We start from the raw sequence: 13,596 nt of genomic DNA on the forward strand, positions 1-13,596 counted from the left end.
GAAATCGAACATGGATCTGGGACTCAAGGGAGCCAAGGTTCTCGTCACGGGCAGCACCAGGGGGATCGGCAGGGCGATCGCCGAAACCTTCGTGGCAGAGGGTGCCAGTGTAGGCATATGCTCGCGCAATCAGGCGGACGTGGATAGCGCCGTTGCGGCGCTCAAGGCAAAGGGCGCTGCGGCCTTTGGCGGCGCACTCGATGTGTCCGATGGTGCCACTCTCAAGGCCTGGGTGAACGACATGGCATCGAAGCTCGGCGGCGTCGATGTCGTCGTCGCGAATGTCAGCGCGCTTTCCATCGGGCAGGACGAGGAGAGCTGGGAGAAGGAATTCTCGACGGATATGATGGGAACGGTGCGCCTGGTGAATGCCGCGATGCCGTTTCTTGAGAAAAGTGCCGCGGGGGCGATCGTGACGATCTCCAGCGTCTCGGGCCGGGAGGTGGATTTCGCGAGCGGCCCGTACGGCACTTTCAAGGCCGCGATCATCCATTATACGCAGGGTCTGGCCAACCAGCTGGCCAGCAAGGGCATACGGGCCAATTCCGTGTCTCCGGGCAACACCTATTTCGAAGGTGGGGTCTGGAACATGATCAAGGACAACAACCCGGAACTGTACAGGACCGCGCTGGCGCTCAATCCGACCGGCCGGATGGGCACGCCGCAGGAGATGGCGAACGGCGTCGTGTTTCTTGCGAGCCGTGCCGCGAGTTTCATTACGGGAACGAACCTTGTCGTGGACGGTGCCTTGACGCGCGGCGTCCAGTTCTAGCCGCGTTGGGTGTCGATATGTCTGCGGATGAGTTGCACTACAAATCCATTTCCGAACTCTCCACGCTATTTCGTCGCGGAGAGTTGTTGCCGTCAGAGGTTACCGAAGCGGCGTTGAACCGTATCGGCAAACTCGATGGAAGTCTGCACGGATATGCCGTTGTCCTGGCGGAGCGGGCAATGGCGCAGGCAAAGAAGCACGACAGTGAGATCGCCAAGGGCATCTGGCGCGGCCCTCTTCATGGCGTTCCGATCGGACTGAAGGACTTGTGCTACACGACATTTGCACCGACCGCAGGCGGAACGAAGATCCATTCGAAGTTCGTACCGCCGTTCAATGCGACGATCGTTGATCGGCTCGAGCGCGCCGGCGCGGTCACACTCGGAAAGCTCAAGATGACGGAAGGTGCCTACACCAGCCATCATCCGGACGAGCAGGCCCCGCTCAATCCCTGGAACGCCAATTACTGGGTCGGCTCGTCATCGAGCGGATCTGGTGTCGCGACCTCTGCCGGGCTTTGCTATGGTTCGATCGGAAGCGACACCGGCGGTTCGATCAGGTTTCCGTCGGCGACCTGCGGGCTGACCGGAATCAAGCCGACATGGGGCCGGGTGAGTCGGCATGGCGTTTTCCCATTGGCGGACTCGCTCGATCATGTCGGACCGATGTGCCGAAGTGCTGCGGATGCCGCCGCAATGCTGGGCGTCATTGCGGGCGCGGATGCAAACGACCCAACGGCTCTGCCGGCTCCTGTGCCGAATTATCTGGCTCGGATCGGGGATGGCGTGCGCGGTCTCAGGATTGGCGTGGACCGAAACTACACCCAGGAAGGAATAGATCCGCAGGTCGTGGCGGCCCTGCTCGAAGCCGAGCGCACGCTCACGGATCTCGGCGCAGAAATCCGTGAGGTTCGGTTTCCATCCTACGAGAAACTTGTCAGTCTATGGATACCGATGTGCTCGGTGGAGACAGCCGAAGCCCATTTGGAGACGTATCCGTCGCGCAAGTCGGAGTACGGTCCGGACCTGGCGCAGTTGATCGAACAAGGCAGATCGGTAAGCGGTGTCGAGATCGCGGCCATTCATCACGAGCGACTGAAATTCTCCGGCAGCCTGGCGGCGCTGTTCGAGGAAATCGACCTGTTGCTCGTCCCCACGATGCCGATGCCGATCCCGACGCTTGCAAAGATGGGTGAATATGGCGCCGATCCAGGCGTGTTGCTGAGCATCTTGCGGTTCACAGCCGTGTTCGACTTCAGCGGCAGCCCCACGATTACGCTGCCGGCGGGAATGGCTTCGGATCAGATGCCGCTGAGCATGCAACTGGTCGGCCCTCATCTTTCCGAAGAGGTGCTTGCACGCGCCGCACACGCCTTCCAGTCAACGACGGACTGGCATACGCGGCGGCCTCCCATCGGATGATGTGTTGGCTGCGCATCAATAGAACCGGAGAAAAATATGGAATGACGTGCCGCTCTAAGCATCGCTAGACAAGCCTGCCGTCAGCGGACCCGTCTGGCCGAGCTCCGCGGAGCGATAGAGCCCCATCGGCATTTCCATCACGCCGACGCCGTCATGAAAGGTTTCCGCGGGGCTCAGCCCGTGCCTGAACGCTTCCACTATATGTTGGTTCTCGTCCGGCGGACCTGGACGCGCCAGTTTCCGGATGCCAATTGTACGAAGGTCGCTACGCGTGTGCACTCCGACTTTCGTGTGCACGATGTGTGCACCGAGGGGGCAAAAACAGGTACAAGCGTGTGCAATTTCGTCTAGTTTGGAGTGCATAGGTGCACTCTTCGTCCCATTAAGAGAGTAAGATAAGCTGGTGAAATATCAAGATTACCGCTTCTCCGTGGCCCCCATGATGGACTGGAACGAGAGTCTAGTCCTTTCAAGTATTTAGAAGGCGGCGTGTGCACGATGTGTGCACCGAGAGATCAAAGATAATCTAGCAACAACCAAGCTGAGCAAGCTGAACTGAACGGGCTGTGGTCTCGTCGGGTGGTCGATAATTGGGGAAATGTGATGGCGCTCGGCAAGCCATCGATGGCGAAGCCGGCGAGGGGGCAAATCGCAGAATGAACGGCATGGAATGGCTGCTTCTGGCGGCACAAAGTGGACATTCGATCGGATGCAACAGTCGCTAAGTGCCAGGACCAGGCATCTACCGCCACAAGCATTCGACCCAGGGCTGAGCGAAACTATTGGGTTGTTGAAGTACCACACTTTAGTTGAGCGCAATTCCCATGCCGTTCTCGTAGCGATCATCAACGAGTTCGGTGAAGTCGGGCTCACAATGTAACACCTTTCCTGGCTGTGGTGCGCGTCGGCCAGGCACGCGCAGACCGTCGGGTTGCCTCGCGCTGGCGGTTACGGACCACGGCCGAGAGGTTGAAGCGATGCAGCGGCTCCCACTGTCTGAGCTGAAAGAATTTCGCAGCGTCAGCATGGGCATCTCGGCTAACGCGTCAAGCCGCAGTCCATAACCAATTCGAATTGAATCTGCATGAATTTTCGATTGGACCGGGGTGCGTGGTTAGCCCATTTTCGTGGCCGAATGTGATTTCATAAGCTCCAGCGCTTTGACGGGAAGAACTTGGAGTCATTTGAGGGATCATTAGCGAATGAATCGCTCCACCGATTTAAACAGATGACCTAAACAAGCCGCTTGGCAGTGGCGAATGGAAGGCTAGCCATGGAGACGCTGAACTTTACCGGCCGAAACGTCCTGGTCGTGGGCGGCTCGAGCGGGATCGGCAACGGGATCGCCCAGGCGTTCCGGGCGCGCGGCGCCAGTGTCACTGTCTGGGGGACACGGAAATCCGTCCAGGACTATGCCACGTCCGAGGGATCCGACCTGACGGGGCTAGCCTATGAGCAGGTCGACGTGTCCGATGAGCGCTCGATCGAGGCCGCCGCCGGCTTCTCCGAACTCGACGTCCTCGTGCTGTGCCAGGGCGTTGTTCTCTACGAGCGCGCGGAATTCAAGATGCCTGGGTTTCGCAAGGTTCTTGAAGTGAATCTGATGAGCTTGATGGCCTGCGCTGACAAGTTTCACGATGCGCTGACGGCGGCCAAGGGGGCGTTGATCATCGTTAGTTCGATCGCGGCGTTCCATTCTACCATGGGTAACCCCGCCTACAACGCGTCGAAGACGGGCGCGTATGGATTGACGCGCACGCTTGCCGAAGCCTGGGCGCGCGACGGCATAAGGGTCAATGGCATTGCGCCGGGGCTCGTCGATACCAAATTGACGAAGGCGACAACGGATAATCCGAAACGGCTCTCCGCCAGCTTGAAGAAGATTCCGCTGGGCCGCCTCGGTACGCCCGCGGACATGGCTGGCGTTGCGCTATTTCTCGCCTCGGACCTGTCCGCCTACGTGCTCGGCCAGACAATCATCGTCGATGGTGGGCTCATTCTCTGAGGCTAACAGCGGTTTTGAGATGCGGATGGCGGCGACGCAACGCCGAACATGAATATGCCAGGATGATCTTGGTTTTCAGGACCAATCGGGAATTTCAAAACGGATGGCGAGCGTGGAGGGATAGATGATTCAGCCGAACTGGCGCGAACTGGTCGATTTCGACAAACTTGCCGCATGGATGGACGGGTTGGGCTTGGAATCCGGTCCAATTGTGGACGCCGTGCCGCTTGCTGGCGGGACGCAGAACATACTGCTGCGGTTCAAGCGCGGTGGGCGTACGTTCGTGCTGCGGCGGCCGCCGAGTCATCCGCGCCTGGACGGTAATTTCACCAACAGGCGCGAGGCGCGCGTGCTCGGAGCGCTTGCCAACACGGACGTCCCGCATCCGCGGCTGATCGCGGCCTGCGACACGCCAGACGTGCTCGGCGGCGCCTTCTACCTGATGGAGTCGATCGACGGATTCAACGCCGTCATGGCTTTGCCCCAGCCTTTCTCGGAGTCTGCGGGCCTGCGGCGGCAGATGGGCTTTTCGATCATCGACGCGCTGCTCTCGCTTGGCCGCGTCGACCACATCGCTGTCGGGCTCGGCGATTTCGGCAAGCTCGACGGATTTCTGGAGCGTCAAACCCCGCGCTGGCGTGCCCAGCTTGAAAGCTATCGCGAATATGACGGCTGGCCTGGGCCACAATCGCTGAAGCATGTGGACGAAATCGGCAAATGGTTAAGCGAGAATCGACCAAAATCATTTCAGCCGGGCGTCTTGCATGGCGACTATCACCTGTCGAACGTTCTCTACCGTTTCGACGCGCCGCAAATCGCCGCGATCGTCGATTGGGAGTTGGCGACGATCGGCGACCCACTGGTCGATCTCGGTTGGATCATGGCGACATGGCCCGATCCGGAAGGCCGGGGAACCTCCGACACCCGCGTGAAGCCGTGGGATGGATTTCCTGTGATAGGAGAATTGATCGAGTACTATGGAATACACACCACACGCGATGTTTCGAACATCGCCTGGTACGGCGTCCTGGGGTGCTACAAGCTCGGCCTCATTCTAGAGGGCACATTCGCGCGCGCCTGCGCCGGCAAGGCGCCGGTCGAGACGGGCGAGCGCTTGCACAATTCCTGCGTTGCACTGCTGGAGCGCGCTACCAGGATGATCGACGGTTGTTGAAGCATGATAGCTCGGCTAGCCCATTTTCGTGGCCAAATGCGATTTCATAAGCTCCACGAAGCCGAAATCAAGCGTCAGATGAGCCGCATCCTTTGTTAGATCGCGTAGCCATCTGTTTCAGAACATGTGAAAACGGACAAAATCATGCGTGACTACAGAGAACTCAGCCGGTCAATTATAGGTTCGACGGTCCTGGTGACGGGGGCAGCAAGCGGCATGGGGCGGGCAACTGCGCGTCTGTTCGCGGTTGAAGGCGCAAATGTCGCTGTTACCGATTACTTGGCAGCCGGCGCGGACGAAGTCGCGGGTGAACTCGCAAGCAAGGGATACAATGCCAAGGCGTGGAAACTCGACGTCGCGGACGGTGGTGAAATTCGAACCGTAGTAGATGAAGCGGCCAATTATTTTGGCGGTATTGATATCGTCATCAACAATGCAGGCGTTTCGGGCGCAATGTCGATCGATGCGCCGGGTTACGAAGATCAGTGGGACAGGCATCTGGCAATCCTGCTCACCGCGCATCAGCGGATCGTGAGAGCGTCGCTTCCCTATCTGCGCAAGTCCAAATCTCCGCGAATCGTAAACATAGCTTCGACCGAGGCGCTCGGCGCCACCGCGCTTCAAAGCGCATATTCCGCCGCCAAAGGCGGTGTCGTCGGCCTTACGCGCTCCCTCGCGGTCGAGCTTGGCCGCGAAGGAATTACGGTCAACTGCATCTGCCCCGGTCCAATCACAACCGGCATGACGCAGCGGATCAGCGACGAACACAAAGCGACCTACGCGAGACGGAGAACTGCACTTGGTCGCTACGGCGACCCGGAGGAGGTTGCCCATATGACCCTCTGTCTTTGCTTGCCGGCGGCCTCGTTTTTGACGGGGGCAATCATTCCTGTCGATGGCGGATTGATGGCCCGCAACGGCTGATAGTTCACTGCGTCCCGCGGGCGGCACACGGTCCACGACTATGGAAAGGTGACCGTCTGCGCGGCTCATCAACCAAGCTCTCACATCAGGTATGTCGACCCGTGCTCGGCATGGTGGCGGATTCGACAGTCGCAGCTTTCGCTGCGCGCCAGAACGCTTCGGCCGCCGGCCTTGGCGGTTGCACGCCGCGTGCGAGCACGAGCATGGTCGCGATATCCATGCCCTCGATATCCCGCGCGACCATGCGGTCATTGGCGCGTACGGGCTGATCGTCGAACCAGCCGAGCGTCACAGCCGACATGCGCATCAGCGCGCCATATCTCTCCACTGCCAAAGCATTGCCTTCGGGCGGCCGGACCAGAACGGCCTGCGCCTGCGTGAGTTTTTGTATCACTGCTTCAGATAGCGAAACGCCGTGCGAACGATTGATGATCGCGATTCTTTCGCCGGCGAGCCTTGCGAGCGGGATCGATGTAAGCCCTGCAAGCGCGTCCTCCTGCGGCGTCAGCAGGCGCACAGGCCGGCGGCGCAGTACGAGACGCTCGATGCCTTCCGACGGTATCTCGTTGACGAACATCGATTGCTGGCTAGGGGTCGCCTCGTGTTCGAGCACGATCGCGAGCTCTAGCCGTTTTTGCTGCAGGTCGTCGTAGACCGCGCGCTGCGTGCGCACAGAAATGCGGGTAGGGATATCCGGGTTGTCGCGTAGATGCCCGTCGGTCAGCGCGATGCGTTCGGCGATGATCGCGGTGTAATAAGTTGCGCCGATCAGAAGCTGGTTGGCGCTGATGTCGCCCGCCATACGGCGCGCGAAGTTGGTTTCGGTGACGATCCGCTGCGCATTGCCCAGAAATAGCTGACCTTGCGCCGTCAATTCGACCCGCCGACTTGTGCGAGCGAATAAGTCGAAGCCGAGCCGCCGCTCGAATTCCTTGATCAGCGCCGACAAGGCGGGCTGCGACATGTTCATGACGGCCGCCGCCCGTCCGAACGATCCGTGTTCGGCGACCGCCAAAAAGCAGCGATAGGGTTTGGCGTCGAGATCCATGAGCTCCTTATTGATAGGAAGATTGGATCAATCTGTCAAAACTAATCTATTGGACCGCGCCCGGTATCGTCGAGCAAATAGCGCTGGATCGCCTTTGTTATAGCTGATCAGGCGTAGGCGTCGATAAAGGGAGAGAAAAAATTGGATTTCGATCATTCTGAAAAAGTTAAGAAGCTGATCGCGCACCTCAATCGCTTCATGGACGCCCACATCTATCCGGCCGAACAGGCCCGCTACGACTGGACCGCCGATCATGAGAACCTCTGGAAATACTGGCCGGGCGTTGACGACCTCAAGGCGAAGGCAAGGGCTGAGGGCCTTTGGAACCTGTTTCTGCCGCATGAGTACGGCGACTACAGCCCGGGCCTCACCAATCTCGAATACGCCCCGCTCGCCGAGATCATGGGTCGCGTTTCCTGGTCATCGGAAATCTTCAACTGCGCCGCGCCTGACACCGGCAACATCGAAGTGTTAGCAAAGTTCGGTTCGGAGGCGCAGAAGAAGCAATGGCTCGCGCCGCTGCTCGCCGGCGACATCCGCTCGGCTTACCTCATGACCGAGCCGCAGGTCGCCTCTTCCGACGCCACCAATCTCGAAACGTCGATCAAGGCCGACGGCGACGATTACGTCATCAATGGCCGTAAGTGGTGGATTTCCGGCATCATGGACCCGCGCTGCAAGGTGCTGTTGCTGATGGGCAAGTCGAATCCGGAGAACAGCCGCCACACTCAGCACTCCACGATCATCATTCCGCGTGAAACGCCCGGCATTCACATCGTCCGCAACCAAACCGTATTCGGCAGCATGAATTCGCCCGGCGGCGAGGCGGAACTGCGTCTGGAGAACGTGCGCGTCCCGAAATCCAACATGATCCTCGGCCCGGGCCGCGGTTTTGAAATCGCGCAGGGGCGTCTTGGTCCGGGCCGCATCCATCACTGCATGCGCTCGATCGGCCAGGCGCAGCGCGCACTGGAGATCATGGCGAAGCGGGTCGAAAGCCGCGTTGCCTTCGGCAAGAAACTCTCGGACCAAAGCAGCATTCGTCAGGACGTCGCCCGTTCCTGGTGCGAGATCGAGCAGGCGCGCTTGCTCACGCTGAAAGCCGCCGACGCCATGGACAAGTATGGCAACAAGGTCGCGCGCGATCTGATCGCCGCCATCAAGGTGATCGCGCCGCAAATGGCCCAGACCGTCACCGACCGCGCGATCCAGGCGCATGGCGGCATGGGCGTCAGCGCCGATACGCCAATCGCCGGCTTCTTCACCCTGAACCGTATGTTGCGCCTCGCCGACGGTCCGGACGAGGTGCACATGTCGCAACTCGGAAAATTGAAGATCAAAGAATTCAACGAGGCGTAGGCAGCCCAGGTCCTTTAGCGACGGCATCAAAACGATGATCGGGCCCGATCATCCACCCTTATGTCTATACGCCTGTCCAAATTAATCAGCCGGTCCAGATCCAGCTTTAAGCGTAGCAATCTGTACGGTGTAAACGCGCAAGCGATCTATAACCGATTTGGATGGAATCGCGATGAATTTTCGATTGGACCGATGGCTCCGTCTGGCCGGACAATCGGGCGGTGTCTGCGGACAGGATGCTGAGTCGTGTTTCGATCGCCGCTTCGATCGCATGCGGGAGGCCGTGTCTCACACGTTGTGAGTTCGACGGCTTCCATTCGAGAAATAGAGCGCCACGCATCGACGGGGCGCATCAACAAAACGATAAGGGGAAGCGTCATGAAGGTGAATGCTTTGTTGCTGGCGTGCACGCTCGTGGCTTTCAGCGTCGCTGCTGGGCCCGCAGTTGCGCAGAAAGCCTACGATCCCGGCGCCTCGGACACCGTAATCAAGATCGGAAATACGGTGGCGTATAGCGGGCCGGCGTCTGCCTACGGTACACTCGGCAAGGCCGATGCAGCCTATTTCGACATGGTCAATGCAAACGGCGGTATCAACGGTCGAAAAATCGAATTCATTTCGCGTGACGACGCGTTTAGTCCACCGAAGACCGTCGAGCAGACGCGCCGTCTCGTTGAGGAGGATGGCGTGCTGCTCATGTTCAATTCGCTTGGAACGGCGCCGAACAGTGCGGTGCAGAAATATCTGAACAACGCGAAGGTGCCGCAGCTTTTCATCGCCGCAGGGGGCCGCAAGTTCACGGACATTGCGAATTTTCCCTGGACGATGGCCCTTCAGCCGAACTTCAACATCGAAGCGAAGATCTACGCCAAATTCATTCTCAGTGAACATCCGGACGCAAAAATCGCCGTGCTGTATCAGGGCGACGATCTCGGCAAGGACTATCTGTCGGGGCTCAAGGAGGGTCTCGGCGAGAAGGCGCGCACGATGATTGTCGGCGAAGTCCCCTATCAAATCACCGATCCGACGATCGACTCGCAAATGGTCACGTTGAAGGCGACGGGTGCGAATGTTTTCTTCAGTGCGTCGACGCCGAAATTCGCCGCGCAAGCTCTTCGTAAAGCTGCGGAACTGGGCTGGAAGCCACTGCACATTCTGACCGGAGGTGTCAGTTCGGTGGGCGCGGTATTGAAGCCCGCAGGCCTTGAAAATTGCATTGGGGTGATCAGCGCAACGGCGTCGAAGGATGTCACAGACCCGAAATGGCATAACGATCCCGGCTATCTTGCCTGGGCCGCCTGGATGAAAAAATACTATCCCCAAGGTGACATGTCGGACGGCCTCAATTCCGGAGCCTACACCGCCAGTGAAGTGATCGTGCAGGTGCTGAAGCAGGCCGGCGACAATCTCACGCGCGAAAACGTCATGAAGCAGGCACTGAATCTGGATTTCCAACCAACGATGTTGCTGCCAGGGATCCGGGTGAAGACAACTCCGACCCAATCCGCGCCAGTGACGTCGATGCAGCTTCATCGCTTCGATGGCAAGCACTGGGAGCTGTTCGGCGACATCATCACTCAATAGATCGCGGTGTTCGCCGTCCGTTGGCGAGCGAGGGATGAAGACGCCTGCAAGCAGGATCTGAAGGGGAGACATCGATGGGCGTAGTCTGGATCGGCGATCGAAACATGGATGGCGCCGAAATCAGCCGGCGGAGTGCTCAAGCGGCGACGGGTTTTCGAAGCCTCGGCGTCGTTCCGGGCGATTGCGTCGCGCTATGCCTGCGCAACGACATTCCATTTTTCGAAGCCGGCATCGGCGCAGCCCAGATCGGCGCCTTTCGCGTCGCCGTCAACTGGCACTACACGCTGGATGAATTTCAATACCTTATGATCGACTCCGGGGCGAAGGTCCTTGTCATTCATGCGGATTTGCTGAAGCCGTTGAGAGCGGGGGTGCCGGATGGCGTCACGGTGATCGTTGTCCCGGTGCCGGATGAAATTCGAAGCGCCTATGGGCTCGACGACGACATGACGAAGATGCCGGAAGGTACTTTGAATTGGGAAACCTGGCGGGAGAGTTTCGCAGTTGACGTGTCGCCGCCGGCCGAGAGTCCCAGCACGATCATCTATACGTCGGGAACGACGGGACGTCCAAAGGGTGTGAAGCGGACGATACCAACTCCCGAGCAGACCGCCGTCCAGGCCGCCATGCTGGCGCTCTCCTACGGGTTTACCGACCTTCTTGATCGCCCGTCCGAAATCGTCACCGCCATCGTCGGTCCGATTTATCACGCGGCGCCGAACGCGCACGCCAATTTTTCATTCAAGTCCGGCGCGAACATCGTAGTCACCCCACGCTTCGATCCCGAAGAGTTGCTTCGCCTTATCGAAAAGCACCGCATCACCCATCTGAACATGGTGCCGATCATGTTCAACCGGTTGCTCAAGCTGCCGAACGACGTGCGTACCAGATATGATCTCTCGTCGCTGCGCTTCGTTGCTCATGCTGCGGCACCGTGCGCGCCGGACGTCAAGCGGGCCATGATCGACTGGTGGGGGCCGATCATCAACGAATACTACGGCACCACTGAAACCGGCAACGTGACCTTCTGCACGTCCGCCGAATGGCTCGCCCATCCGGGCACCGTCGGCCGGGTCATCCCGCGTGCCGAAATTCGCATCGTCGATGCTTCGGGCAATGAGGTGCCGCGCGGGACGGCCGGCATCGTCTCGACGAAGCTTTGGGGCGTTGCCGAGTTCACCTATCACGGCGACGATTCAAAGCGTCGTTCCGCCGAGATTGGCGGACTGATCACGCCGGGCGATATTGGCTATCTCGATGAGGAGGGATTTCTGTTCTTGTGCGATCGCGCCAACGACATGATCATCTCGGGCGGCGTTAATATCTATCCGGCAGAGATCGAGGCGCAGTTGCAAGGCATGCCGGGGCTTGCCGATTGTGCCGTATTCGGCATTCCGAACGCCGAATACGGTGAGTCTATCTGCGCGGTGGTGCAACCACAACCCGGGGCCGAATTGACCGAAGCCGGCGTCTTGCAATTCCTTGCCGGAAAAATCGCCGGCTACAAGATGCCGCGGCGTGTGGAATTCAAGTTCGAACTGCCGCGCGAGGATTCAGGCAAGATCTTCAAACGCAAACTTCGCGAGCCGTTCTGGGAAAACACGGGACGCGCGATCTGACCTAGCCGACGCAGCGACGATGCAATCCAGGCCTTCGTTCTGCCTCGCGCGTCCGCCGCCAAACATAGGCGAGCATCGAAAAGGCGTTGCTCTGGATTGTTTCGCTCCGCGGCGATGAAAGGATAGGCGGGCAACCCTGTATCCGAAACAGATTGCCCTCGGAAGTCAAATCGTGCGTGAAATACTCCAGTCGGGCGCAAATATTCCAACCCCAACTGTGCCTCCGGAAACCAGGTGTGTCCATGAAAGCCATTCTCTGCTCGCAATTTTGCCAACCTGACGATCTCGTGCTGGCCGACGTGCCCGATCCCGTCGCCGAACCGGGCCAGGCCGTGATTGCGATTAGATCCGCGGCGTTGAATTTCTTCGACATCCTGATGATCCAGGGCAAGTATCAGATCAAGCCGCCGTTCCCGTTCTCGCCGGCCGCCGAAGTTGCGGGCGTGATCGAAAGCGTCGGCTCCGGCGTCACCGACCTCACGGTCGGCGATCGCGTGGTGGCATCGTGCGGCTACAACGGCGCGCGCGAAAAGATCGCGCTGCCGGCCAACTCGATCGTGAAAATTCCCGACCATCTGGATTTCGACCGCGCCGCGGGGATAACCGTCATCTACGGCACCGCGCTGCACGCGCTGGAAGATCGCGCGAGCCCGAAGCCGGGCGAGACGCTCGCCGTGCTGGGCGCCGCCGGCGGCACGGGTCTCGCCGCCTGCGAACTCGGCAAGCTGTTGGGCCTGAAGGTAATCGCCTGCGCGTCGTCAGATGAAAAGCTCGCCTTTGCCAAAGGCCACGGCGCGGAGCTAACGCTGAACTACGCCAAGGAAGACCTGAAGGACGGCCTGAAGCGGCTGACCGGCGGCAAGGGCGTCGACATTATTTTTGATCCCGTCGGCGGCACCTATGCCGAAGCCGCGCTGCGCGCGATCGCGTGGGAGGGGCGCTTCCTGGTAATCGGCTTTGCCGCCGGCGACATTCCGAAGATGCCGCTTAACCTGGCGCTGCTCAAGGGCTGCGATATCCGCGGCGTTTTCTGTGGGGCTTGGGCGCATCTCAATCCACCGAAGTATCGCGCCAATCTGGAAAAGCTCGTAAATTGGGCCGCCGACGAAAAGATCTCCTCGCACGTCGACCGCGCCTTCCCGCTGACGCAAACCGCCGACGCTCTGAAAGTGCTCGCGGGCCGTGAGGCGATGGGCAAGGTGATCCTGCATCCCTGACGCAGGTGCTCTCGGGAATCGCCGCTATACCAGGTACTCGACGTTGTTGGCATCTTTCCAACGAAGACGACATCGTCCGAACCATCGCGGCGTTGAGCGACGATCCTTGCCGTCAGCCTTGCGACTATCGCCAGCTGACCGATCGGCGCTTGCCGTCGAACGCGGTGACCGGCTGCCAATTTGACTACAGACGGGGTAGGATCATCACCATTCGCTTGACTGCATTTTTGTCGATAATGGGCCATTGGCGGCAACGTTCGTCGGCAATGGAAATCCCACCTTGCGGCCGTAGCTTCAACGGCGGGTTGGTCCAATGCAGGACGGCGAGACTAGGTCAGATTGAGAGACGATCGGGCAGGAGTGTCGAAATCCGACTCAGTACCAATCGACACTGCACTTCTGGTTGCCGGTCCCCCATAGTAAGTGGATTGGGGGAGAAGGCGGTGCCCTATATCGCTTATTGCAGCGGCCAG

General features: G+C 59.5%; 10 protein-coding genes. 9 read left to right on the forward strand and 1 reads right to left on the reverse strand.

Annotated features, from left to right (window positions below; translation table 11 throughout):
• Positions 1 to 10: 10 nt before the first annotated feature.
• From JQ641_RS14065 to JQ641_RS14085, 5 genes are all read left to right on the forward strand, one after another.
• Positions 11 to 772, forward strand: a complete 762-nt coding sequence (locus tag JQ641_RS14065; protein WP_211996552.1) for an SDR family NAD(P)-dependent oxidoreductase — start codon at positions 11 to 13, stop codon at positions 770 to 772.
• A gap of 17 nt (positions 773 to 789) precedes the next feature.
• Complete coding sequence (locus JQ641_RS14070) at positions 790 to 2,193, forward strand: amidase (RefSeq protein WP_211996553.1); 1,404 nt, start codon at positions 790 to 792, stop codon at positions 2,191 to 2,193.
• A 1,273-nt stretch (positions 2,194 to 3,466) separates the two neighbouring features.
• Positions 3,467 to 4,198 carry an SDR family NAD(P)-dependent oxidoreductase gene (locus tag JQ641_RS14075; protein WP_211996554.1) on the forward strand — a complete coding sequence of 244 codons (732 nt, stop codon included), beginning with the start codon at positions 3,467 to 3,469 and terminating at the stop codon, positions 4,196 to 4,198.
• Between the two features lie 124 nt (positions 4,199 to 4,322).
• On the forward strand, positions 4,323 to 5,372 hold the full coding sequence (locus JQ641_RS14080; RefSeq protein WP_211996555.1) for a phosphotransferase family protein: 1,050 nt from the start codon (positions 4,323 to 4,325) through the stop codon (positions 5,370 to 5,372).
• Between the two features lie 144 nt (positions 5,373 to 5,516).
• A complete protein-coding gene (locus JQ641_RS14085) occupies positions 5,517 to 6,296 on the forward strand; it encodes an SDR family NAD(P)-dependent oxidoreductase (RefSeq protein WP_211996556.1) in 780 nt (259 codons plus the stop codon).
• 85 nt (positions 6,297 to 6,381) lie between these two features.
• Here the strand turns inward: JQ641_RS14085 and JQ641_RS14090 are convergent, their stop codons facing one another.
• Complete coding sequence (locus tag JQ641_RS14090; protein ID WP_211996557.1) at positions 6,382 to 7,344, reverse strand: LysR family transcriptional regulator; 963 nt, start codon at positions 7,342 to 7,344, stop codon at positions 6,382 to 6,384.
• A 141-nt stretch (positions 7,345 to 7,485) separates the two neighbouring features.
• On the opposite strand from JQ641_RS14090, the gene JQ641_RS14095 reads away from it, so the two are divergent.
• From JQ641_RS14095 to JQ641_RS14110, 4 genes are all read left to right on the forward strand, one after another.
• On the forward strand, positions 7,486 to 8,703 hold the full coding sequence (locus tag JQ641_RS14095; protein ID WP_211996558.1) for an acyl-CoA dehydrogenase family protein: 1,218 nt from the start codon (positions 7,486 to 7,488) through the stop codon (positions 8,701 to 8,703).
• A 378-nt stretch (positions 8,704 to 9,081) separates the two neighbouring features.
• Positions 9,082 to 10,287: an ABC transporter substrate-binding protein gene (locus tag JQ641_RS14100; protein WP_211996559.1), complete on the forward strand. Its 1,206-nt coding sequence runs from the start codon at positions 9,082 to 9,084 to the stop codon at positions 10,285 to 10,287.
• Positions 10,288 to 10,361: 74 nt separating this feature from the next.
• On the forward strand, positions 10,362 to 11,906 hold the full coding sequence (locus tag JQ641_RS14105) for an acyl-CoA synthetase (protein ID WP_211996560.1): 1,545 nt from the start codon (positions 10,362 to 10,364) through the stop codon (positions 11,904 to 11,906).
• A gap of 242 nt (positions 11,907 to 12,148) precedes the next feature.
• Positions 12,149 to 13,123 (forward strand): NADPH:quinone oxidoreductase family protein, encoded by a 975-nt coding sequence (locus JQ641_RS14110; RefSeq protein WP_211996679.1) that lies wholly within the window; start codon positions 12,149 to 12,151, stop codon positions 13,121 to 13,123.
• The last annotated feature ends 473 nt before the right edge of the window (positions 13,124 to 13,596 follow it).

Origin of the sequence: Bradyrhizobium sp. JYMT SZCCT0180 (genome assembly GCF_018130165.1) — a bacterium.
In the GTDB taxonomy this organism is placed as follows: domain Bacteria; phylum Pseudomonadota; class Alphaproteobacteria; order Rhizobiales; family Xanthobacteraceae; genus Bradyrhizobium.

What these genes read in the sequence shown, in the direction of transcription:
- JQ641_RS14065 (WP_211996552.1), top strand. Translation starts at nt 11, where the DNA reads ATGGATCTGGGACTCAAGGGAGCCAAGGTTCTCGTCACGGGCAGCACC.
- JQ641_RS14070 (WP_211996553.1), top strand. Translation starts at nt 790, where the DNA reads ATGTCTGCGGATGAGTTGCACTACAAATCCATTTCCGAACTCTCCACG.
- JQ641_RS14075 (WP_211996554.1), top strand. Translation starts at nt 3,467, where the DNA reads ATGGAGACGCTGAACTTTACCGGCCGAAACGTCCTGGTCGTGGGCGGC.
- JQ641_RS14080 (WP_211996555.1), top strand. Translation starts at nt 4,323, where the DNA reads ATGATTCAGCCGAACTGGCGCGAACTGGTCGATTTCGACAAACTTGCC.
- JQ641_RS14085 (WP_211996556.1), top strand. Translation starts at nt 5,517, where the DNA reads ATGCGTGACTACAGAGAACTCAGCCGGTCAATTATAGGTTCGACGGTC.
- JQ641_RS14090 (WP_211996557.1), bottom strand. Translation starts at nt 7,344, where the DNA reads ATGGATCTCGACGCCAAACCCTATCGCTGCTTTTTGGCGGTCGCCGAA.
- JQ641_RS14100 (WP_211996559.1), top strand. Translation starts at nt 9,082, where the DNA reads ATGAAGGTGAATGCTTTGTTGCTGGCGTGCACGCTCGTGGCTTTCAGC.
- JQ641_RS14105 (WP_211996560.1), top strand. Translation starts at nt 10,362, where the DNA reads ATGGGCGTAGTCTGGATCGGCGATCGAAACATGGATGGCGCCGAAATC.
- JQ641_RS14110 (WP_211996679.1), top strand. Translation starts at nt 12,149, where the DNA reads ATGAAAGCCATTCTCTGCTCGCAATTTTGCCAACCTGACGATCTCGTG.